The 21,015-nt window shown below is 57.4% G+C and carries 21 protein-coding genes; 10 read left to right on the top strand and 11 right to left on the bottom strand.

Features of this window, described 5'->3' with window-relative positions; translation table 11 throughout:
- Positions 1-28 precede the first annotated feature (28 nt).
- Genes ACR0DE_RS19915 through hslO form a run of 3 tightly spaced genes read right to left on the bottom strand, consistent with a single transcriptional unit; the run spans position 29 to position 2,755 of the window.
- Positions 29-1,183: a CCA tRNA nucleotidyltransferase gene (locus ACR0DE_RS19915; protein WP_480754969.1), complete on the bottom strand. Its 1,155-nt coding sequence runs from the start codon at positions 1,181-1,183 to the stop codon at positions 29-31.
- On the bottom strand, positions 1,180-1,779 hold the full coding sequence (locus ACR0DE_RS19920; RefSeq protein WP_170399354.1) for a CoA pyrophosphatase: 600 nt from the start codon (positions 1,777-1,779) through the stop codon (positions 1,180-1,182). Before ACR0DE_RS19920 ends, ACR0DE_RS19915 begins: the two co-directional genes overlap by 4 nt.
- Positions 1,769-2,755 carry an Hsp33 family molecular chaperone HslO gene (hslO, locus tag ACR0DE_RS19925; protein WP_170399357.1) on the bottom strand — a complete coding sequence of 329 codons (987 nt, stop codon included), beginning with the start codon at positions 2,753-2,755 and terminating at the stop codon, positions 1,769-1,771. The genes ACR0DE_RS19920 and hslO overlap by 11 nt, the downstream gene beginning before the upstream one ends.
- Positions 2,756-2,831: 76 nt before the next feature.
- Here hslO and ACR0DE_RS19930 point away from each other — a divergent pair, with 76 nt between their 5' ends.
- A complete protein-coding gene (locus ACR0DE_RS19930; RefSeq protein ID WP_480754972.1) occupies positions 2,832-3,275 on the top strand; it encodes an NUDIX hydrolase in 444 nt (147 codons plus the stop codon).
- Here the strand turns inward: ACR0DE_RS19930 and ACR0DE_RS19935 are convergent.
- Positions 3,272-4,546 (bottom strand): SpoIIE family protein phosphatase, encoded by a 1,275-nt coding sequence (locus ACR0DE_RS19935; protein ID WP_170466766.1) that lies wholly within the window; start codon positions 4,544-4,546, stop codon positions 3,272-3,274. The genes ACR0DE_RS19930 and ACR0DE_RS19935 overlap by 4 nt on opposite strands.
- Before the next feature lie 142 nt (positions 4,547-4,688).
- Here ACR0DE_RS19935 and ACR0DE_RS19940 point away from each other — a divergent pair, with 142 nt between their 5' ends.
- Entirely contained in the window at positions 4,689-5,018 is a 330-nt protein-coding gene (locus ACR0DE_RS19940; RefSeq protein WP_480754974.1) for an Hpt domain-containing protein, read from the top strand.
- On the opposite strand, the gene ilvA is transcribed toward ACR0DE_RS19940, so the two are convergent.
- Positions 5,015-6,241, bottom strand: coding sequence for a threonine ammonia-lyase IlvA (gene ilvA / locus ACR0DE_RS19945; RefSeq protein WP_170399362.1), 1,227 nt, complete (start codon positions 6,239-6,241; stop codon positions 5,015-5,017). The two genes, ACR0DE_RS19940 and ilvA, sit on opposite strands and share 4 nt — an antisense overlap.
- Before the next feature lie 57 nt (positions 6,242-6,298).
- Entirely contained in the window at positions 6,299-7,066 is a 768-nt protein-coding gene (locus ACR0DE_RS19950) for a hypothetical protein (RefSeq protein WP_480754976.1), read from the bottom strand.
- A gap of 138 nt (positions 7,067-7,204) precedes the next feature.
- Between ACR0DE_RS19950 and ACR0DE_RS19955 the strand changes: the two genes are divergently transcribed.
- From ACR0DE_RS19955 to msrA, 3 genes are all read left to right on the top strand, one after another.
- Entirely contained in the window at positions 7,205-8,431 is a 1,227-nt protein-coding gene (locus ACR0DE_RS19955) for an argininosuccinate synthase (RefSeq protein ID WP_170802774.1), read from the top strand.
- A 135-nt stretch (positions 8,432-8,566) separates the two neighbouring features.
- Positions 8,567-8,848 carry an SCP2 sterol-binding domain-containing protein gene (locus tag ACR0DE_RS19960; RefSeq protein ID WP_480737772.1) on the top strand — a complete coding sequence of 94 codons (282 nt, stop codon included), beginning with the start codon at positions 8,567-8,569 and terminating at the stop codon, positions 8,846-8,848.
- Positions 8,849-8,939: 91 nt separating this feature from the next.
- A complete protein-coding gene (gene msrA, locus ACR0DE_RS19965) occupies positions 8,940-9,611 on the top strand; it encodes a peptide-methionine (S)-S-oxide reductase MsrA (RefSeq protein ID WP_170399396.1) in 672 nt (223 codons plus the stop codon).
- On the opposite strand, the gene ACR0DE_RS19970 is transcribed toward msrA, so the two are convergent.
- The gene (locus ACR0DE_RS19970) at positions 9,608-10,480 is read right to left on the bottom strand and encodes a ribokinase (protein WP_170598499.1); all 873 of its coding nucleotides are present in this window, start codon (positions 10,478-10,480) and stop codon (positions 9,608-9,610) included. The genes msrA and ACR0DE_RS19970 overlap by 4 nt on opposite strands.
- Positions 10,481-10,483: 3 nt before the next feature.
- Complete coding sequence (locus ACR0DE_RS19975) at positions 10,484-12,739, bottom strand: NADP-dependent malic enzyme (protein ID WP_480437672.1); 2,256 nt, start codon at positions 12,737-12,739, stop codon at positions 10,484-10,486.
- A gap of 161 nt (positions 12,740-12,900) precedes the next feature.
- Between ACR0DE_RS19975 and mutS the strand changes: the two genes are divergently transcribed.
- Positions 12,901-15,513: a DNA mismatch repair protein MutS gene (mutS, locus tag ACR0DE_RS19980; protein ID WP_480755016.1), complete on the top strand. Its 2,613-nt coding sequence runs from the start codon at positions 12,901-12,903 to the stop codon at positions 15,511-15,513.
- 31 nt (positions 15,514-15,544) lie between these two features.
- On the opposite strand, the gene ACR0DE_RS19985 is transcribed toward mutS, so the two are convergent.
- Both ACR0DE_RS19985 and hrcA read right to left on the bottom strand, forming a co-directional pair.
- Positions 15,545-16,108, bottom strand: coding sequence for a nucleotide exchange factor GrpE (locus ACR0DE_RS19985; RefSeq protein WP_170399405.1), 564 nt, complete (start codon positions 16,106-16,108; stop codon positions 15,545-15,547).
- Positions 16,109-16,118: 10 nt separating this feature from the next.
- Complete coding sequence (gene hrcA / locus ACR0DE_RS19990; RefSeq protein WP_170515497.1) at positions 16,119-17,183, bottom strand: heat-inducible transcriptional repressor HrcA; 1,065 nt, start codon at positions 17,181-17,183, stop codon at positions 16,119-16,121.
- A gap of 112 nt (positions 17,184-17,295) precedes the next feature.
- On the opposite strand from hrcA, the gene rph reads away from it, so the two are divergent.
- Genes rph through ACR0DE_RS20010 form a run of 4 tightly spaced genes read left to right on the top strand, consistent with a single transcriptional unit; the run spans position 17,296 to position 20,121 of the window.
- A complete protein-coding gene (gene rph / locus ACR0DE_RS19995; RefSeq protein WP_170399411.1) occupies positions 17,296-18,009 on the top strand; it encodes a ribonuclease PH in 714 nt (237 codons plus the stop codon).
- Positions 18,006-18,620, top strand: coding sequence for an RdgB/HAM1 family non-canonical purine NTP pyrophosphatase (gene rdgB, locus ACR0DE_RS20000; protein WP_480754980.1), 615 nt, complete (start codon positions 18,006-18,008; stop codon positions 18,618-18,620). The genes rph and rdgB overlap by 4 nt, the downstream gene beginning before the upstream one ends.
- The gene (gene hemW, locus ACR0DE_RS20005) at positions 18,610-19,764 is read left to right on the top strand and encodes a radical SAM family heme chaperone HemW (protein ID WP_480592856.1); all 1,155 of its coding nucleotides are present in this window, start codon (positions 18,610-18,612) and stop codon (positions 19,762-19,764) included. The genes rdgB and hemW overlap by 11 nt, the downstream gene beginning before the upstream one ends.
- 3 nt (positions 19,765-19,767) lie before the next feature.
- On the top strand, positions 19,768-20,121 hold the full coding sequence (locus ACR0DE_RS20010) for a YbaN family protein (RefSeq protein ID WP_170408799.1): 354 nt from the start codon (positions 19,768-19,770) through the stop codon (positions 20,119-20,121).
- On the opposite strand, the gene ACR0DE_RS20015 is transcribed toward ACR0DE_RS20010, so the two are convergent.
- Positions 20,111-21,004 (bottom strand): ParB/RepB/Spo0J family partition protein, encoded by an 894-nt coding sequence (locus ACR0DE_RS20015; RefSeq protein ID WP_170399423.1) that lies wholly within the window; start codon positions 21,002-21,004, stop codon positions 20,111-20,113. The two genes, ACR0DE_RS20010 and ACR0DE_RS20015, sit on opposite strands and share 11 nt — an antisense overlap.
- Positions 21,005-21,015: the final 11 nt, after the last annotated feature.

Below are 21,015 nucleotides of genomic sequence, written 5' to 3' on the forward strand. Positions count from 1 at the left end.
GTTTGTCATCCCTTTTTGAGACTTCAAATCAGTCGGCAAGCAATTCTTCGCGGCTAAGCGCGAAATCCGACGCGATCCAACGCGCCTCAAGCTCGGCCAGTTTTGCGCCCAGCGCGGGGCCCGAGAAGGCGGGGATCAAATCCGCCGCCTTGATCGGGAAACTGGCCGTGGACCCTTTTTGCAAAGCTCGGTTCAGGTCTTCGGACCAAGGCTGTTCAAGAAATGCATGACGCAAAAGTGTCTCGTGCATTCCGCCTTCCGACCCATAGCGATAACCCAATTCTGCGACACTGGTCGTCGCCATCGCTTCGTCGCGCATCCGAGCCAGACGCTGCAGTTGCGCGCGGCTAAGACGCAGGGTTTTGACCACTTCGGGCGACGCAATCGCGGCCAAACGACGAATCGCTTCGGGCGCTGCAAGAGCGTCTTGTTCCAGCTGAATCAGGATCGGCAGTGCCCGGTCATCAGCCCCGGGTAAGAGCTGCGCCAAAACGCCAGTGACGCGCATGGCGGCAACCGACGGCGCGGGGTCAGGCGCAGCGAGCAGTTTAAGCATCTCTGCCCCGACCCGTTCGCGCGAAAGTGTCTCTAACCCGTCCAAATTTGCAGCTATTGCATCCAGTGCAGCGGGGTCAAAGCCACCATCCACATCCCCGTACCAAGCATGAAACCTGAAATATCTGAGCGACCTTAGGTAGTCTTCTTGGATGCGATCACTGGCCTCCCCGATGAACCGTACGCGACGCGCCTGTAGATCCGGCAGACCGTTCAGCGGGTCAAGGATTGTGCCGTCAGGTCTGGCATAAAGCGCGTTCATGGTGAAATCACGACGCGCGGCGTCTTCTTCGACCTTGTCGGAAAAAGCGACGACAGCACGCCGACCATCCGTTTCGACGTCACGGCGAAACGTCGTGACCTCGTGCGGGATACCTTTGCTGACAATCGTCACGGTGCCATGGTCTATCCCTGTTGGTATCGGCTTCAGCCCAGCTTTCTGCGCCAGCTCCACGACGTGTTCAGGCCTGGCGTCTGTGGCGATATCAATGTCAGAAACCGGCGCCTTAAGCAGAGCATTGCGCACACAGCCACCGACGAATAGCGCCTGCGCCCCGCCGTTGGTCAGGGCGGTGCATACATCCTGCGTGGCTTGGTCGGTTAACCAATCTTCTGTGATCCGCTTCATTCACTCATCCGCGCTGCCAATCCCCGCAGCATCCGTGCCGTCGCACCCCAGATATAATAGGGGCCATAGGGCACAGCATAGTAATACCGTCTTTGGCCACGCCAACGGCGCGACTCGACGACATAATTCTCTGGGTTCAGGACATGCGCAAGCGGAACGAAGAAGATCTCATCCACCTCGCCCGGTTCGGCGACTGGTTCAAAACTGGCTTCAAGGATCGCAACAACCGGCGTGACCGAAAAGGACGTCACGGTTTCATGAGTCGGCAGATGACCCAGAATACTGGGTAGTTCTGGCGGAAGACCAATTTCTTCCTGTGCTTCGCGCAAAGCTGTCGCAGTAACGTCGATGTCGCCCTCATCCTGTTTTCCACCCGGAAAGGCGATCTGGCCCGGATGGTGTTTCAACGCCGAAGAGCGTTTGGTCAGGATCAATCTGGGTGCGTCTCCCGTTACGGAAACAGGCACTAACACGCCTGCAGGGCGCAGTTTGCGCCCCGCCGGCAGCACCGTTTCCGGGTTCAGATCAAAGTCACTGGACCCGGACCCGTCACGGCTCAGCGCCTCGGTCAGGTCTGTGATCAGATCACGCGCCATCCGGGCCTTCGGCCTCGAACCCGACGGTCGCAGGGTCCAGCACATAGTGCGCACCGCAGAATTGGCAGTCTGCTGTGACGGTGCCTTCGTCCGTGGTCATTGTCGCAATATCCTGCGCCGAATAGATCGACAGGCTTTGGCGCACGCGATCTTCGGAACAAGTGCAACCGAATTTTACCTGCTGTGCATCATAGACGCGAGGCTGTTCCTCGTGAAACAGACGCACCAGAAGGTCGGTTGGCGCAACGGATGGCCCGATCATCTCCAGATCATCCACGGTGTCGAGCAGGATGTTGACGCGATCCCAGTTCTCGCCCTCTTCACCATCCACCAAATCCGAGGCAGACAGGATCTCTCCGCTGCCCTCCCCGGAAGCGGCAAAGGGCGAGGCTTTGGGCATGTGCTGCAGCATGATCCCGCCAGCGCGCCAGTGTTCACCGACACCGGGTTCGGTCGATTTGCCGAAGCTCAACGAAAATCGGGTCGGCAGCTGTTCGGACTGCGCGAAATAGGCTTCCGCACACGCGCTCAGTGATCCCCCCGCCAGTGGAGTGATGCCCTGATAAGGCTGTGTACCTTCACCTTGGTCGATCATGATGGCGAAGTACCCGTCACCCACCTGATCGAAAGGGGCTGCATCGGTCAGCCGGTCGCGGTCAAAGCTCGCATATGCGCGGATCTGCGCGGGTTCACCCTCGACCTGTGGCGCATAATAATCGGTTGCGATCATCCGCACCGCGCCCTTGGATTGCACCTGCAGAGACAGCTTCCAGCGCAGCGATACCGTTTGCCCTATCAATGCAGTCAGCAGGGCCATCTCGGCCACCAGCGCCTCGACCACCTCCGGGTAGTCGTGCTGTTTCAAGATGCCGCCCAACACGCCGTCCAGCCGGGCCACGCGGCCTCGCATGTCGGGTATATCGAGTTGAAAGGGCAGGACGGTATCGTCCCACGCGATTTTGGTTCCAATAGACATGGGGTTTCCTTAAGCGCCACAGGTTGGCATACCGCCACCATATAGGTTGAACAGTTTGGGTTGAAAGGGGCCTTACATGATCAGACGGTTCGGTGAAAGCCCCGAGGCAGAGCGAAAATACAACCGGCGGGTCGGCGTTTATGCCCTATTGCCACAAGGCAACCGATTGCTGCTGACCTGTCAGCTGGAACCCGGACCCGATCTGCAGCTGCCGGGCGGCGGCATCGATCCGGGGGAATCACCCATTACAGCGCTTCACCGTGAGGTTTACGAAGAAACCGGCTGGCTGATCGCCGCGCCCCGGAGAGTGGGTGCGTTTCGTCGATATACCTACATGCCGGAATACGATCTGTGGGCCGAGAAGGTCTGCCTGATTTACCGCGCCCACCCGGTCAGACGCCTAGGCCCTCCGACCGAAGACCTTCACGAGGCCATTTGGATGGAGACCGCAGATGCCGTTCATCTGTTGGGCAACGAGGGCGACGCCCATTTCGCCCAGCGCCACCTGCATGGGCTTTAAGGTCCGTTATATTCAAAAAACACTGCAGAGACATCATCCGCAATTCCGCTGTCCGGTGACATCACCTGTGTAAGACGCCAGAACATGTCATCCAGGAATTCCGGTCCACCGTGATCAGCGGCGCATTCAACAGCCATCGCCTTCAACCCGTCATCATCCAGCAGACTGCCGTCGGCGAGCTGGCATTCGGTGAACCCGTCCGAATGCAAGAGCAGCTTGTCGCCCGGTTGCATATAGGTTTCCGTCTGCTGAAACTGCGCCTCGGGCAGCAGACCAATGGGCAACCCGCCTTCGCCCAGAAATTCGGTATTACCATCACGGCGCAGCAACAGCGGATGCGGGTGTCCGGCCTGCACCATTTTCAGATGTCCGTTGCGCAGATCGATGATGGCATAGACCATGGTGAAATATTCTTCGATCCCGGCATCGGCGATCAGACGCGAGTTGAGCAACGACGCGACCTCTTCGGGTGGCAGAAGGGCGTAGAATTTATTGAAACGACGCTCCATCGCAATGTTCTGATCGAAATGCGTGCTGGACAGATACCCGCCCAGCCGTGCCGTCATCATCGCAGAGGTGATCCCGTGGCCGGAGACATCGATGCTGTAGAACCCCAGCCGATTGACACCGGGCGAGAACATCCCCACCAGATCACCGCCGATATGACCGCAAGGTTTCAGAAGCAGGCTGACCTGTGAGTTGCCAAAGGTTCCCTTCAATTCGGGCACCAGCGAGTCCTGAATCTTTCGGGCCTGCATCAGATCTTTATCGATCGCATCATGGGCAAGCTTCAGTTCGTTCAGCGCTGTTTCGATCAACTGGTTTTTTCGGGACAATTCGCGTTGCATGTCAAGAATACGCGCCCCGGCCGATATGCGAGCACGCAGCTCATCAGCCTCAAGCGGCTTGATCAGAAAATCGTCTGCCCCAGCATCCAGACCGCGCGCAACCTCCTGCTTTTCGCTTTTTGAGGTCAGAAGAATGAAATAGCTATATTGCTCACTGTCCAGCTCTCGGAAGGCCCGACAGAACTCAAGCCCGCCCATACCTGGCATGACCCAGTCGCTTAGAACAAGATCAGGTGGGTCCGAGGTGCAAAGCTCTATCGCGGCTTCACCACTGTCGGCTTCAAGAACCTCGAATCCCCACTTTTTTAGCGAGGCCACCAGAATGCGCCGCTGCAGACGGCTGTCGTCCACAACAAGAACCTTGCGGATCGCGCCAAAATCCAGCTCGACCCGGGCCTCTACTTGACTGGCATCCGGCACCATGAAGTCCCTGTACTTGCTCAACTCTCCAGTTGTCGCAACGCTATGCCTCTCAGCTTAACATCCGATGAAAAACCAAATGGCCGCGATTTAACCCCATCTTTACCCGTGACGGTCTAACAATATGCAACCGCAAGAGGATGGCATGATTCAGTGGTCCAGAGTCAGACAATTACGTGATGAAGTCGGCGCAGACGAGTTCACCGAGGTTGTCGAAATCTTTTTGGACGAGGTTCAGGAAGTTATCACTAAGCTACGCGATGACACTGCCCGCTCCGAGATCGAACAGAACCTGCATTTCCTGAAGGGCAGCGCGCTGAGTCTTGGCTTTGATAGTTTCTCGAAACTGTGCCAGGACGGTGAGCGACGCGCAGCCGCAGGTGAAAGCGCCGCCGTTGATTTGCTGGCGATTATCGCGGCCTACGACAAGTCGAAAAAACTGTTTCAGGCCGGTCTGGCCGAAAACCTGCGCTAGATCACAAACTGTGCCAGCGTCTCGTCTTCGGTGATATCCGTATAAGTGAACCCGGCTTCATCCAAATGCGCAAACAGGCGCATGAAATTCTCGGGCTTGCGGGTTTCGATTCCGATCAGGACCGAGCCAAAGTTGCGCGCCGATTTCTTCATGTATTCGAACCGTGCGATATCGTCTTCGGGCCCCAGAATACCCAGAAATTCTTTCAAAGCGCCAGGACGCTGCGGCAGGCGTAGGATGAAGTATTTCTTGACCCCGGAATAACGCTGCGCACGTTCTTTGACCTCTGGTAAACGCTCGAAATCGAAGTTCCCGCCCGAGGTGACACAGACCACCGTCTTGCCACGCACAAAGCTTTGCACGTCACCCACGGCCTCAACCGCCAATGCACCGGCAGGTTCCAGAACGATGCCCTCGACATTCAGCATCTCGATCATGGTGGTACAGATGCGGTCTTCGGACAAAGTCAGCACATCCGACAGATGCCGCGATTTCAGCAATTCAAACGGTTTCTCACCAATCCGGCCTACTGCTGCGCCATCGACAAATGTATCCACATGATCCAGCGCCACCGGGTGCCCCGCTGCCAGCGCCGCGCGCAAACACGCCCCGCCGGCCGGTTCCACGAACAGGCAATGCGCCCGGTCCCCGAACCAGGTCGCCACCCCCGAAGACATACCGCCGCCGCCAACCGGCAGAATTACATGATCGGGCACTCGGCCCAATTGCTCTTCGATCTCAACCGCCAATGAGGCCTGCCCCTCGATCACATCCGCATCATCGAACGGAGACAGGAAATATCCGCCCTGTTCTGCGCACCAGCTTTGCGCCGCAGCCAGCGTGTCATCGAAATAGTCACCGATCAGGTGAACCTCGATATTGTCGCCGCCGAAAATGCGCGTCTTCTGGATCTTCTGCTGCGGCGTGGTCACCGGCATGAAGATCACACCCCGCACACCCAGATGCTTACACATATAGGCCACGCCCTGCGCATGGTTGCCAGCGCTGGCGCAAACGAATAGGTCCTGCCCCTGCTGCTTGCGCATCGCATTGAACGCACCGCGGATTTTATACGACCGCACCGGGCTGAGGTCTTCGCGCTTGAGCCAGATATCCGCGCCGTAACGGTCGGACAGATGGGCGTTCCGCTGCAACGGAGTTGCCGGAAACACTGAGCGCATTGCCTTTTCGGCAGCGCGGGCGCGGGTCGTGAAATCAGTCATGTTGGATTCCCTGCCCCATCATCGTCGAAAGGGCAAGGAATACATATGTGTACGGGCTTAGGCCAGCTCGCGCTTTTCGATGAACACACCATAGATCGTCGTCAGGATACTGACATTGATCAAGGGGACGATCAGCATGCTCGCAAACAAGACAATCAAGACACCTATGATCGGGACGAAAAGCAGCAAAGACGCCAGTAGCTGAAGCAATATTTGGAAGAGAATGGACAAGACAACCAGAAGTGCGATGGCTCCGCTTGCGCCCGAGGTTGCTTGCCACGCTTCAGACAGCCTTATTGGTTTTCCGATCGCTGCGCCGGGTAAAATCGGGGAGGCCCGATAGAATCCGATCGTGAGAAAGATGATCAAACCCAGCCAAACCAGAACTCCCAGCGCCACAGAGGATTGCGCCATCATGCCCATGATCAGCGCTCCCGGTATCATGATGATAAGAGCGATTAGGCCGAGCATCAGAAGGCGTCCGAAATAGGCGAGCACACGGTCGAACCTGAAAGGCGGAACCAAGCCGCTTGGATATTCCTCAAGTAGAACGAAACGGTGCCACGACACGACAATCCACAGCATGACCCCAAAGACAACGGCCATAAGGCAGAGCAGAAATCCGGTGAAGGACGCGGCCGTTACGCCTTCAGGGAAGCCATTGGTTTCACTGTTGAATTCTTCGAAAGGGATGCCAAACAGGAAGAACAGGCCGATGGCTAAAAAGCCGCCAATGAGCGCCGGTACGACTGAAATCTGTAGCGCCTGCGTCAGGTTCCTCAAAACCATCTTCACCGAATGTACGAAAATCTCCAGCCCCAGCATGAAACCGCCCTCTCAACCAATCCTTGTTCTCTATCCGCCCGTTTCACCGCAATTCCCGCCCTGCGTCAATGCACGCCGCTTGCCCCCACGTCCAAAACCCGCTAGGGGCCAGTCGTTCTACGTACAAAGGGAAATCAGATGTCCGCGCCCAAGAAAGTTGTTCTGGCCTATTCCGGTGGCCTTGATACCTCGATCATTCTGAAATGGCTGCAGACCGAGTATGGCTGTGAGGTCGTGACCTTCACCGCCGATCTGGGTCAGGGCGAGGAGCTGGAACCCGCCCGCAAGAAAGCCGAGCTGCTGGGGATCAAACCCGAGAACATCTATATCGAAGATATCCGCGAGGAATTCGTCCGCGACTTTGTCTTCCCGATGTTCCGCGCCAATGCACAGTACGAAGGGCTGTACCTGCTGGGCACCTCGATCGCACGGCCTCTGATCTCGAAACGTCTGGTCGAGATCGCCGAAGCGACCGGTGCTGACGCTGTCGCCCATGGCGCAACAGGCAAGGGCAACGATCAGGTGCGGTTCGAACTGGCCGCTTACGCACTGAATCCCGAAATCAAGGTGATCGCGCCGTGGCGTGAGTGGGACCTGACCAGCCGTACCAAGCTGTTGGAATTTGCCGAGGCCAACCAGATCCCGATCGCCAAGGACAAGCGTGGTGAGGCCCCGTTCTCGGTCGATGCCAACCTGCTGCACACCTCGTCCGAGGGTAAGGTTCTGGAAGACCCCGCCGATATGGCACCCGACTATGTCTATCAGCGCACCGTCCACCCCGAGGAGGCGCCGAACGAGCCGGAGTTTATCGAGATCGGTTTTGAAAAAGGCGACGCGGTCAGCATCAATGGCGAGGCGATGAGCCCCGCGACCATCCTGACCAAGCTGAACGAATATGGCGGCAAGCACGGCATCGGTCGTTTGGACCTGGTTGAAGGCCGGTTCGTGGGCATGAAATCGCGCGGCATCTACGAAACTCCCGGCGGCACCATCCTGCTGGAAGCACATCGTGGCATCGAATCCATCACCATGGACCGGGGCGCGATGCACCTGAAAGACCAATTGATGCCGCAATATGCCGAGCTGATCTATAACGGCTTCTGGTACAGCCCCGAGCGTGAGATGCTGCAGGCGGCCATCGACAAATCGCAAGAGCATGTCACCGGCACCGTTCGCGTGAAACTGTACAAAGGTCTTGCCTCAACCGTGGGCCGCTGGTCGGATCATTCGCTGTACTCCGAGGCGCACGTGACCTTTGAGGAAGACGCTGGTGCATATGACCAGAAAGATGCGGCAGGCTTCATCCAGTTGAACGCACTGCGCCTGAAGCTTCTGGCCGCGCGTGACAAACGGCTGAGCAAGTAAGCGTTCAGAATTTTAGATCTGGCCCCGGTGTCTGATCAGGCACCGGGGTTTTTCTTTGCCGGGTTTCCGTCGGGTCGGGCTTGCCCGGATCAGGCGATTGTCTTTACGCATACGTCAATCAGGGAAGGACGAATAATGCTGCAAGACATCGCCGACGGAATTCAAAAGGGTTTGAACGGCAAAAACTTTGACGGATCGCTTAAGTTCGATTGTGGCGACGAGGGCGTGATCGTTCTGGCGGAGAATACTGCCTCAACCCAGGATCGGGACACAGAGTGCACCATCCGCATCTCGCGCGAGAACCTCTCTAAGTTGCTGACCGGTAAGCTGAACCCAATGACCGGGGTTGCGCTGGGCAAGCTGAAAATCTCGGGCAACATGGGTGTTGCGATGAAGCTGGGGCAGCTGCTGGGCTGATAAACTCGTCTCACCAGCGCGTGACAAATCATGTCAGCGCATTGCAAGCACAAAAATCTGCGGGCAGCTTGGTTTCGGAAGGAGACCTGCCATGACCCGGATCACTTACCTTGATTGCCTGAAACCTTCACTTCTGTTCGTGCTGATCTTGTTGGCAGCAATGCTGCGCGCCTTACCTGCTCCGGCCGCTGGCACTGAAACGCTAACAGTCGCCGGTGGCTGTTTCTGGTGCGTGGAATCCGATTTCGAGTCCGTGCCCGGCGTGATCGGCGCGGTCTCGGGCTATACCGGTGGCAAGACGGATAGTCCCACCTATGATCAGGTCTCGAAAGGCGGAACAGGGCATTACGAGGCGGTCCAGATCACCTTCGATCCCGCCCGCGTTTCCCGCGCAACCTTGCTGAACATGTTCTTCCGCTCAGTCGATCCCACGGATGCGGGTGGCCAGTTCTGCGATCGCGGCGACAGCTATCGCACAGCAATTTTCGTCTCTAACAAAGGGGAAAAGGCGCAGGCACAGCAAGCCAAGACCAGCGCACAAAACGCGCTGGGGCAGACTGTGGTCACGCCGATCCTGCAAGCCGGAACGTTTTATCCAGCCGAGGCGTATCACCAGGATTATTACAAGGGTAGCAAGCTGGTACTGACCCGCTTTGGCCCCAAGCGCCAAAAGAACGCCTATAAGGCCTACCGCGAAGCCTGCGGTCGCGATGCGCGGGTCAAACAATTGTGGGGCAACGAAGCGCCCTTTGCAGGGTCCTAGTCAAACTGCGCTTCGCGCACCTCTTTCAGATCAGGAATGACATCTGCAGTGCCGTGCCGCGTGACCATCAGGGCCGCGGCGCGGTTTGCTTGGGCAATCGCCTGCGCCATCGGCATACCCCGGTCCATTCCAGCCAACACATAGCCGGTGAATGTGTCACCTGCCCCGGTGGTATCCACAGCGTTGACCTTATGGGCCTGAAACGCTTGGGGTTGATGATCTTGCTGATAATAGCGCGCACCTTTTGAGCCAAAGGTGACGATCACATGTTCGACCGGCAGGTCTGAAGGGGCGAGACCCGTTGCATCCTGCAATTGCTCGGCCTCGACTTCGTTGAGGATCAGAAAATCCAAATACGGTAGAACCGCTTGAACTGCGTCTGCCTGAAATGGGGCGGCGGCGTAACAGACGGTCAGCCCCATTTCACAACCTAGTTTAGCGGCCTCAATCTGCGCATTGGTTTCGTTCTGCATCACCAGCAGATCACCTGAAACAGCCGAGGACAACGCCTGCCCAAGTTGGTCGTTCGAGATGGCATGGTTGGCGCCTTGATACAGAACGATCAGGTTTTCACCCTGCGCATCTACTGCGATGATGGCGTGACCGGTCGGCACATCCACCTCGGCAATATGCCGCGTGTCCACGCCATATTCGGTCAGCCGGTCCCGTGCCCAAAGGCCATCCGAGCCCACCGCGCCGATATGGGATACCCGCGATCCGGCTCGTGCAGACGCCACAGACATGTTGGCGCCCTTGCCACCCAGAAACCTCTGTAGCCCGCTGGCCGCCAGTGTCTCACCCGCTTCGGGCAAATGCGGCAGGGCATAGACCATATCCGCGTTGATTGAGCCAAGGTTCCAGATTGTCATGATTTACCCGATATCGCAGGAGGCCAGGATGGCCATGTTCAGAATGTCATTTGCGGTCGAGACCGTCGAACAGATCTGGATTGGCTTGTCGACGCCGGACAGGATCGGGCCGATCACGGTGGCGCCGCCCATTTCCTGCATCAGTTTGGTCGAAATCGAGGCCGAGTGTCGTGCAGGAACAATCAGGATATTGGCTGGTCCGGTCAGTCGTTGGAACGGATAGGCTTCCTGCTGATCAACATTCAGGGCGACATCAACCGTCATCTCGCCCTCGTACTCGAAATCGACGCCGCGCTCGTCCAGCACTGCCGGGGCACGGTGCATCTTCTCAGCACGTTCAGACACCGGGTAACCGAAGGTCGAGAAACTGACAAAGGCCGCCCGGGGCTCTAGCCCCATGTGGCGCGCCACGGCTGCGGCGCGTTCAGCGATATTGGCCAGATCGTTCTCGTCCGGCCATTCATGCACCAGCGTATCACCAATCAAGACAATCCGTCCTTTGTGCAGCAACGCGGTAACCCCAGCCGCGCCATGGGCGGCATCGGCGTCAAACACATGGTTGATACGGTCCAGCACGTGCGCCGACTTGCGTGTGGCCCCGGTCACCAGACCATCCGCATGACCATGCGCCAGCATCAGAGACGAAAACACATGCCGATCCCGTGCAGCGAGGCGGTGAATATCTTTGTGATCAAAGCCCTTACGCTGCAGGCGCTGATACAGAAAATCCTTATAGGCCTCGAGATGCGCGGTATTGGCGGCGTTCACCACATCAATTTCACGCACCGCGTCCCCAAGACCAGCGGCTTCGAGCTTTTCCTTTACGTCGTCTGACCGGCCCACAACCAGAGCCTTACCAAAGCCCGAGCGTTGGTACATAACGGCCGCGCGCAATACGCGCGGATCGTCACCCTCGGCAAAGATCATCCGGCTTTGCGCCTGACGCGCCCGCGCGTTCAAGCCGCGCAGGATGCTGGCCGTCGGGTCCATGCGGGATTTCAGGCTCAGCTCATAAGCGTCCATATCGATGATCGGACGTCGCGCCGCGCCGGTATCCATACCAGCCTTGGCAACCGCAGGCGGGATACGGTGGATCAGGCGCGGATCAAAAGGCGTTGGAATGATGTAGTCGCGCCCAAAAGTCAGCGACTTGCCATAGGCCATGGCAACCTCATCCGGAACATCTTCACGTGCCAATCGCGCCAGAGCATGAGCGCAGGCGATTTTCATCTCGTCATTGATCGCACGGGCATGAATATCCAGCGCACCGCGGAACAGGTAAGGAAAACCCAGAACGTTATTCACCTGATTCGGATAATCGCTACGGCCCGTCGCGACGATCGCATCAACGCGCACCTCGTGCGCCTCTTCCGGGGTGATTTCCGGGTCAGGGTTCGCCATGGCGAAAATCACCGGATTGTCAGCCATGCTGGCGACCATGTCTTGTGTCACCGCCCCTTTGACCGACACGCCCAGAAATACATCCGCATCCTTCATGGCCTCTTCCAAAGTGCGAAGATCAGTCGTGATGGCATGGGCCGACTTCCACTGGTTCATACCCTCGGTCCGGCCCTGATAAATCACGCCTTTGGTGTCGCAGACGATGCAATTCTCATGCCGTGCACCCATGGCCTTGAGCAGCTCGATACAGGCAATTCCTGCAGCGCCTGCCCCGTTCAGGACGATTTTTACATCTTCGATCTTTTTGCCCGAGATGTGCAATGCGTTAAGCAGGCCCGCCGCACAAATCACTGCTGTGCCATGCTGGTCATCGTGGAAGACCGGGATATCCATCTCTTCCTTCAGGCGTTGTTCGATGATGAAACACTCGGGCGCTTTGATGTCCTCAAGGTTAATTCCGCCAAAGGTCGGGCCCATCAGGCGCACAGCGCGACAGAACTCGTCCGGGTCTTCGGTATCCAGCTCGATATCGATCGAGTTCACATCAGCGAACCGCTTGAACAGGACCGATTTGCCTTCCATCACCGGTTTTGAGCCCAGCGCACCCAGATTTCCAAGGCCCAGAACGGCGGTACCGTTCGAGATCACGGCAACCAGATTGCCTTTGTTTGTATAGTCATACGCCGTCTCTGGTGCTTCAGCGATGGCTTCACAGGGAACCGCAACGCCAGGGCTGTAAGCTAGCGAAAGATCGCGCTGCGTGGTCATGGGTACGGTGGCCTGCACCTCCCACTTGCCGGGGGTCGGGTCTAGGTGAAAGGCCAGCGCCTCTTCTTTGGTGATCTTCGCTTTGGGCATCTTACAGGTCGTTTCCATGACTTTGGGGCTTTTGCCTCATAACGCAGGCGGGGCCGCGCCTCAACGAGAATGAGTTTTCACCTTTTACTGAAGATGCGGGATTTGTAAGGTCGCGCCCGGAACACGCCAGAAGGGGGCCGAATTTGTCCACAGTCACGCCGATGATGGCGCAGTACCTTGAGATCAAAGAGGCTCATGCAGATGCCCTGCTGTTTTATCGCATGGGTGACTTCTACGAGATGTTTTTCGAGGATGCGGTGAACGCGGCTGAGGCGTTGGATATCGCGCTGACCAAGCGCGGCAAACACAATGGCGACGATATCCCGATGTGCGGCGTGCCGGTGCATTCTGCCGAGGGCTACTTGCTGACCTTGATCCGCAAAGGATTCCGCGTCGCGGTCTGCGAGCAGATGGAAAGCCCGGCGGAAGCCAAGAAAAGAGGCTCTAAATCGGTGGTAAAGCGCGGTGTTGTGCGTCTGGTGACGCCCGGCACACTGACCGAAGATGCCCTGCTAGAGGCGCGGCGGCACAACTTTCTGGCTGCCTATGCCGAGGTTCGGGACGAAGCCGCACTGGCCTGGGCCGATATCTCAACCGGTGCGTTTCACGTGATGCCGCTGACGTCAATCCGGTTGAGCCCTGAACTCGCTCGGCTGGCCCCGTCCGAGCTGATCGTGGCCGATGGGTCCGAGGAAAAGCTGCATGAAACCGTCATGGACCTTGGCATATCGCTTACGCCTATCGGACGCGCCAGTTTTGACAGCGCTGCAGCCGAGAAACGCATCTGCAGGTTGTTTCACGTGGGCGCACTGGATGCATTCGGGAACTTCGGGCGCGCCGAGGTTTCGGCCATGGGCGCGCTGATCGATTATCTGGAGATCACGCAAAAGGGCAAACTGCCCCTGTTGCAAACACCCCTGAAGGAATCCGAAGATCGTGTGGTTCAGATCGATGCTGCCACGCGGCGCAATCTGGAACTGACCCGGTCGCTCTCGGGCGGGCGCGCCGGATCGTTGCTGTCGGTGGTCGATCGCACCGTTACGCCAGGTGGCGCGCGGCTGCTAGAACAGCGTCTATCAAGCCCATTACGCAATCTGGACGTGATCCACGCCAGGCTGGACGCGGTATCTTTCGCAGTCGAAGACAGCCTGATCGCCTCGGACCTGCGCGAAGCTTTGCGCAAAACACCTGATCTGGATCGTGCCCTGTCCCGGCTTTCGCTGGACCGGGGCGGCCCGCGTGATCTGGCCGCTATCCGCAATGGATTGGAACAAGCCGCAACAATCGCCGAAACCTGTGCCTCACAGGATCTGCCTGTTCTGCTGGCCACTGCCGTCCAGAACCTTGTCGGATTTGACGATCTGTTGGCTTTGCTGGACGAAGCATTGGTTGCCGATCCACCCTTGCTGGCCCGCGATGGCGGCTTTATCGCCCCCGGGTTTGATACCGAATTGGACGAAGCGCGCACCTTGCGTGACGAAGGCCGTTCGGTCATCGCAGGTTTCCAACAGAAATACGCCGAGCATACCGGCATCACGTCACTGAAGATCAAACACAACAATGTGCTTGGCTACTTCATCGAGACCACGGCAACCCATGCCGAGAAAATGTTGAACACGCCATTTAGCGAGACTTATATCCACCGCCAAACCACCGCCAATCAGGTGCGCTTCACCACGGTGGAGCTGTCCGAGATCGAAACAAGGATTCTGAATGCTGGAAATCTCGCGTTAGAGATCGAAAAACGGCTCTATCAAAGGCTTTCTGGGGCTATTCTGGATATTGCCGCACGGCTAAATCAGGCCGCGCGCGGACTGGCTGAGCTGGATTTAACCACTGCACTCGCCGATCTGGCTCGCGGCGAGAGCTGGTGCCGTCCAAACGTCGACGGGTCACGCGCATTCGACATCAAAGGAGGCCGTCACCCGGTGGTCGAGCATGCCCTGAGGCAGCAAAGCGGCGATGCTTTCATCGCCAACGACTGCGATCTGAGCGCCGATGCAGGCGCTGCAATTTGGTTGCTCACCGGTCCCAACATGGCCGGTAAATCAACCTTCCTGCGCCAGAATGCGCTGATCGCCCTACTGGCGCAGATGGGCAGCTATGTTCCGGCGGAACAGGCGCAAATCGGATTAGTCAGTCAATTGTTCAGCCGCGTCGGAGCGTCAGACGATCTGGCGCGCGGCCGCTCGACCTTTATGGTCGAAATGGTCGAAACCGCAGCTATTCTGAATCAGGCCGACGACCGCGCGCTCGTAATCCTTGATGAGATCGGCCGAGGCACCGCGACCTACGACGGCCTTTCCATTGCCTGGGCCACACTGGAACACCTACACGCGGCAAACCAATGCCGCGCATTGTTCGCCACCCACTACCACGAATTAACTGCACTCGCTGGAAGTCTGAACGGAGTAGAAAACGCGACCGTTGCAGTCAAAGAATGGGAGGGTGAAGTCATCTTTCTGCATGAAGTACATAAAGGCGCTGCCGATCGGTCTTACGGCGTCCAGGTTGCACAATTGGCTGGCTTGCCCGCCTCGGTCGTGGACCGCGCCCGTATCGTGTTGGATCAATTAGAAAAAACCGAACGTGAAGGCGGTAAGCAGAAAGCACTGATCGACGATCTGCCCCTGTTTTCAGCTGCGCCGCCGCCTCCCCCTGCGCCAAAAACCTCGCCCGTTGCTGATATGCTGGAAACCATCCTTCCAGATGAACTCAGCCCCCGCGAAGCCTTGGACTTGATCTACAAACTGAAAGAGGCGGCCAGATCCTGACCGCCTCGAACCCGGTTGACCCAGGAACTGTTCAGCTTGCGGGCGTTGACGACACCCCAACCTGCGCCGGACGCAACAACCTGTCGTGCAGCATGAAGCCTTCTGCCGACACCTGAATGATGTCGCCGGCTTTGGTTCCGGGCACCGGGGCCTCGAACATCGCCTCATGTACATTCGGGTCGAACCTGTCCCCGACCTGTGGCGTAATCACCTCGATCCCATGCTTCTGGAACACATCCTTTAGCGCGCGCATGGTCAACTCGACACCTTCCAGCAAGCCGGCGGCAACCTCTTTCTGCTCATCCGTCGCGGCCTCAAGCGCGCGTTTCATATTGTCGTAAACCGGAAGCATGTCGCGGGCCAGTTTTGACCCGCCATATTGTTCCGCATCCCGACGCGCCTTGTCGCCACGCTTGCGCGCATTTTCGGCATCGGCCAGCGCACGCATGAACTTGTCTTTGTAATCATCGCGCTCAGCACGCAGTTGATCGACCTCAAGCGCCTCATCGCTGATCTCAGCAAAATCTTCGGCAAACTCTTCCGCCTCGGCGGACATGATGTCGTCCAGAAAATCTTCGTTCTTGGGCTCTGCCATCTCTTACCCTCTAGCTCCGGTCGGAAATCAGCTTGCCGACCAGTTGCGCCGTATAATCCACGATTGGTACGATTCGCCCGTAATTCAGACGTGTGGGTCCAATGACCCCAACCGCACCGATTATCTTACGATCAGCGTTCATATATGGAGACACCACCAAAGAGGAACCCGAAAGTGAGAAAAGTTTGTTCTCAGAGCCAATAAAAATGCGCACACCTTCGCCTTCTTCGGTCAATTCAAGGAATTCGGCGATATCGCGTTTGCGTTCAAGGTCGTCAAACAGGGTGCGGATTCGATCAAGCTCTTCTGCCTGACCCGGCTCATTTAACAGATTCGCACGCCCGCGCACGATCAGCCGGGCCGAGTCGCCACCGTCCCCGTCCCATGCGGCAATGCCGCTCTCGACCATCTCACGCGCCAGAACATCGATTTCCTGTTTCCGCGCGTCGATCTGCGACAGCATCTGCCGCCGCACTTCGCCAAGCGTTCGACCTTCGATGAGTGCATTCAGAAAATTGGCTGCCTCGCGCATCGAACTGGGTGTTTGGCCAGGCGGAGGTGTAAACAGCCGGTTTTCCACCTGCCCGTCCGAAAACACTAAAACCACCAAGGCCCGGTCATGACCAAGCGAGACGAACTCGATATGCTTGATCTCGGCCTCATGCTTTGGCGTCAGAACCAGCGAAGCCCCTTGTGTCACGTGTGACAAAGCCGAGCCCACGCGATCGAGCATACCCCCTACATCGCCCGCGTTAGAGCCTAGTGTTTCGTCCAGCTTCTGCCGATCATCCGCACCCAGATCGCCCATTTCCAGCAATCCGTCCACGAACATGCGCAGCCCCTGCTGTGTTGGAATTCGACCAGCGCTGACATGCGGACTGTCGAGCAAACCCAGAAATTCAAGATCCTGCATCACATTGCGTACGGTCGCAGCACTGACTTTCTCGGACAATGTGCGCGTCAGAGTCCGGCTGCCCACGGGTTCACCGCTTTCCAGATAGCTTTCGACAATCAACCGGAACACCTCACGCGACCGGTCATTCATCTCGTCCAGAATTTTGCTTGCTTCGCTCATCGGCGGCCCTCTGCTGGATCGTCATTAAATCGCAGGCAAATGAAAGGTCAATCGGGCTTGCATCGTAACGCCGCAGGACGGTATCCCCAACCCAGCAGATAAAGGATTTCTCATGCGACCCTCAGGACGTGATCTAAACGAAATGCGCGCCGTTTCAATTGAAACGGGGTTCACCAAACATGCCGAAGGCTCTTGCCTGATCAAGATGGGCGACACGCATGTGCTGTGCACCGCCACAATTGAGGATCGGGTGCCGCCTTTTATAAAGGGCTCGGGCCTGGGCTGGGTCACCGCTGAATATGGCATGCTGCCCCGCGCGACCAATACGCGGATGCGGCGCGAGGCTGCCAGCGGCAAGCAAGGCGGACGCACCGTGGAAATCCAGCGCCTTATCGGCCGCGCCTTGCGCGCCGGTGTAGACCGGGTTGCCTTGGGAGAACGGCAGATCACTGTTGACTGCGATGTCATTCAAGCCGATGGCGGTACCCGCTGTGCTTCAATCACCGGCGGTTGGGTGGCACTGCGCCTTGCCGTAAACAAGCTGATGAAAACGGGCGATGTGATATCCGACCCTTTGTTAGACCCTGTCGCGGCCGTTTCCTGCGGAATTTATGCCGGCCAACCCGTGCTGGATCTGGACTATCCCGAAGACAGCGAAGCGGGCGTGGACGGTAACTTCATTATGACTGGCTCGGGCAAGCTGATCGAAGTGCAGATGAGCGCCGAAGGATCCGTTTTCAGCCGCGCGCAAATGGATCAACTGATGGATCTGGCCGAGAAAGGCGTGGGTGAACTTGCTGCTGCCCAGAAAGCTGCAACCGCATGACTCGCAGGTTCGAAGGTGATCGACTGCTGGTCGCCACCCATAACAAAGGCAAGCTCGAGGAGATGGCGCATCTGCTTGAGCCCTTTGGCGTAACGGTTGTCGGCGCGGGCGAAATGAACCTGCCAGAACCGGAAGAGACCGAGGACACTTTCGTCGGTAACGCCCGGATCAAGGCCCACGCAGCTGCAAAGGCGACCGGCCTACCTGCCTTGTCGGACGATTCCGGGATCACCATCGATGCATTGGATGGCGCACCTGGTGTTTACACCGCCGATTGGGCCGAAACCGGCAGTGGCCGCGATTTCCTGATGGCGATGACTCGCGCCTATAATGAGCTAGAGGCGAAAAACGCCCCCCACCCGCGTATGGCCCAGTTTCGCTGCACTCTGGTTCTGGCCTGGCCCGACGGGCATGACGAAGTGTTCGAGGGCGTCGTGCCCGGTCACCTGACTTGGCCGATCCGTGGCAAGGACGGGTTCGGCTATGACCCGATGTTTGTCCCTGAGGGGCACGACATTACCTTTGCCGAAATGGATCGCTGGGAAAAGAACAAGATCAGCCATCGCGGGCGCGCGGTGGAGATGTTCGTGAAAGGCTGCTTTGGCGGATGATTGGCGAAACGGGGGCTTTGGCCTTTATGTGCATTGGCCCTTTTGCGAGGCCAAGTGCCCCTATTGCGATTTCAACAGCCACGTTTCCAAGAATATTAATCAAAAACAATGGCTTGAGTGTTATCTCAGTGAATTGAGCCGCTCGGCCATCGAAACTCCTGACCGGGTTTTGAACACAATCTTCTTTGGCGGCGGAACTCCATCACTGATGGCCCCCGAGACCGTCGCCACCATCATCGACAAGGCCCGCGCCCTTTGGCGATCGGCCAACGATATGGAAATCACGCTTGAGGCCAATCCAGGCTCGGTCGAGGCCGGGCGGTTCGCGGCCTATCATGATGCGGGCGTGAACCGCATCTCGATGGGTGTTCAGGCCTTGAACGACGATGACCTGCGTCGTCTGGGGCGCATTCACACGGTTGCCGAGGCTCGCGCTGCCTTCGATATCGCGCGCTCTTGCTTTGACCGTGTGAGCTTTGATCTGATCTATGCCCGCCAGCATCAAACTCTGGACGCCTGGCGTGCTGAGCTGACCGAAGCCCTATCGATGGCAGTTGATCACCTGTCGCTATACCAACTGACCATTGAGGAAGGCACAGCCTTTGGTGATCGCTATGCCCTGGGCAAACTGCGCGGTTTGCCCGAGGATGACAACGCTGCGGATATGTATCTGGCGACGCAGGAAATCTGCGAAGCGCATGGGCTGCCTGCCTATGAGATTTCAAACCATGCCCGGCCCGGAGCGGAATCACGGCATAACCTCATCTATTGGCGCTATGGTGATTACATCGGTATTGGACCCGGCGCGCACGGGCGGATCACAAAGGGTGGCCAAAAATTCGCAACAGAAACTCACCTTTCACCAAACAAATGGCTGAAGGCTGCCTCCAACGGGCACGGCGAAAGCAATCGGTTCGAGCTTAGCCAACGTGAACAAGCCTCAGAATACCTTATGATGTGTCTGCGTTTGGTCGAGGGCCTTAATATAGACAGATATACTCGGCTTGCAGGTGAAGAACTTTCGCATGACAAACTTGATTCACTGATCGATCTGGGCATGCTAACCCTTGATCGCAATCAATTGCGCGCAACTTCAAACGGGCGCGCCGTGCTCAATGCGGTAATCCGAGAGCTGTTGGAGTAACAGATGCAATTTCTCTGGGCCGGATTGGGGTTGTTATGCGTTGCGCTTGCCATGATCGGAGTCGCTCTGCCGCTGCTGCCGACGGTGCCATTTCTTCTGTTGGCCGCGTTCTTTTTTGCCCGCTCATCGTCACGGCTACATAACTGGTTGCTGAGCCATCGAACCTTTGGCCCCATGATCGTCGATTGGCAAAGCTCTGGCGCGATCAGACCCGGCGCAAAAAAGGCGGCCACCCTTTCGGTTGCCGCCGTATTTGGTTTATCGGTTCTACTGTCGGTTCCTTCTCACGTCCTGATCATTCAGGCCATTGTGCTCAGCGCTGTGATGCTCTTTATCTGGACCCGACCTAACGGCTGAGCTTTGCGCACAGATCATCCAACTGATCCAGGTTCTCATAAGCCAACACAACCTGCCCGGATTCAGATCCGGCCTTATGGTTGATCGTCACCTTCATCGCCAGAATCGCAGACAAATCCTTTTCAAGCGCTCGGGTGTCTGCGTCCTTCCCAGCATTCAGGTTTCTGGATTTCGGAGCCGGCTTATCCGTCCCACCTTGCTGCTTTTTCACTAATGCCTCGGTCGCACGCACCGAAAGGCCCTCACGAACCACCTGTTTCGCCAGCTCCGATGGGTTCTCTGCCGTGATTAACGCCCTTGCATGACCAGCGGATAATTTTCCCTCTATTACAAGGGATTGTACGTCCAATGGCAGTGACAAAAGACGCAGCAGATTGGCGATATGGCTTCTGCTTTTACCAAGCGCTTCGGCCAGCTTTTCTTGCGTGTGACCAAAGCGATCCATCAATTGCTTAAAGCCTGCCGCCTCTTCCACCGCGTTCAGATCTGCGCGCTGAATGTTCTCGATAATCGCGACCTCAAGCACTTCGGTGTCATCAAATTCGCGAACAATAACTGGAATATCATGCAGTTGCGCCATCTGCGCAGCACGCCAGCGCCGTTCACCCGCAACGATTTCGTATTGGCCACCATCGATGCTGCGGACAATCAGCGGCTGGATAATACCCTTTTCCTTGACCGAGGCCGCAAGCTCATCCAATTGCTCTTGCGCGAAACGGCGGCGCGGCTGATCTGGGTTCGCCTGCAGTTTTTCGATCGGTACCGTGAGATCCGGACGGCGGGGTTCAGATACAATCCGACCGTCAGCTTCTGGTGCGACATCAGCCATCAACGCAGATAGCCCGCGACCTAGTCCTCGGGGTTTTCCTTTCCTGGCATTCATGTTGCCCTCCT

This window comes from Ruegeria sp. C10 (assembly GCF_056537805.1).

Coding starts and splice junctions, on each gene's coding strand:
- ACR0DE_RS19915 (WP_480754969.1), bottom strand. CDS start 1,183: ATGAAGCGGATCACAGAAGATTGGTTAACCGACCAAGCCACGCAGGAT.
- ACR0DE_RS19920 (WP_170399354.1), bottom strand. CDS start 1,779: ATGGCGCGTGATCTGATCACAGACCTGACCGAGGCGCTGAGCCGTGAC.
- hslO (WP_170399357.1), bottom strand. CDS start 2,755: ATGTCTATTGGAACCAAAATCGCGTGGGACGATACCGTCCTGCCCTTT.
- ACR0DE_RS19930 (WP_480754972.1), top strand. CDS start 2,832: ATGATCAGACGGTTCGGTGAAAGCCCCGAGGCAGAGCGAAAATACAAC.
- ACR0DE_RS19935 (WP_170466766.1), bottom strand. CDS start 4,546: ATGGTGCCGGATGCCAGTCAAGTAGAGGCCCGGGTCGAGCTGGATTTT.
- ACR0DE_RS19940 (WP_480754974.1), top strand. CDS start 4,689: ATGATTCAGTGGTCCAGAGTCAGACAATTACGTGATGAAGTCGGCGCA.
- ilvA (WP_170399362.1), bottom strand. CDS start 6,241: ATGACTGATTTCACGACCCGCGCCCGCGCTGCCGAAAAGGCAATGCGC.
- ACR0DE_RS19950 (WP_480754976.1), bottom strand. CDS start 7,066: ATGCTGGGGCTGGAGATTTTCGTACATTCGGTGAAGATGGTTTTGAGG.
- ACR0DE_RS19955 (WP_170802774.1), top strand. CDS start 7,205: ATGTCCGCGCCCAAGAAAGTTGTTCTGGCCTATTCCGGTGGCCTTGAT.
- ACR0DE_RS19960 (WP_480737772.1), top strand. CDS start 8,567: ATGCTGCAAGACATCGCCGACGGAATTCAAAAGGGTTTGAACGGCAAA.
- msrA (WP_170399396.1), top strand. CDS start 8,940: ATGACCCGGATCACTTACCTTGATTGCCTGAAACCTTCACTTCTGTTC.
- ACR0DE_RS19970 (WP_170598499.1), bottom strand. CDS start 10,480: ATGACAATCTGGAACCTTGGCTCAATCAACGCGGATATGGTCTATGCC.
- ACR0DE_RS19975 (WP_480437672.1), bottom strand. CDS start 12,739: ATGCCCAAAGCGAAGATCACCAAAGAAGAGGCGCTGGCCTTTCACCTA.
- mutS (WP_480755016.1), top strand. CDS start 12,901: ATGATGGCGCAGTACCTTGAGATCAAAGAGGCTCATGCAGATGCCCTG.
- ACR0DE_RS19985 (WP_170399405.1), bottom strand. CDS start 16,108: ATGGCAGAGCCCAAGAACGAAGATTTTCTGGACGACATCATGTCCGCC.
- hrcA (WP_170515497.1), bottom strand. CDS start 17,183: ATGAGCGAAGCAAGCAAAATTCTGGACGAGATGAATGACCGGTCGCGT.
- rph (WP_170399411.1), top strand. CDS start 17,296: ATGCGACCCTCAGGACGTGATCTAAACGAAATGCGCGCCGTTTCAATT.
- rdgB (WP_480754980.1), top strand. CDS start 18,006: ATGACTCGCAGGTTCGAAGGTGATCGACTGCTGGTCGCCACCCATAAC.
- ACR0DE_RS20010 (WP_170408799.1), top strand. CDS start 19,768: ATGCAATTTCTCTGGGCCGGATTGGGGTTGTTATGCGTTGCGCTTGCC.
- ACR0DE_RS20015 (WP_170399423.1), bottom strand. CDS start 21,004: ATGAATGCCAGGAAAGGAAAACCCCGAGGACTAGGTCGCGGGCTATCT.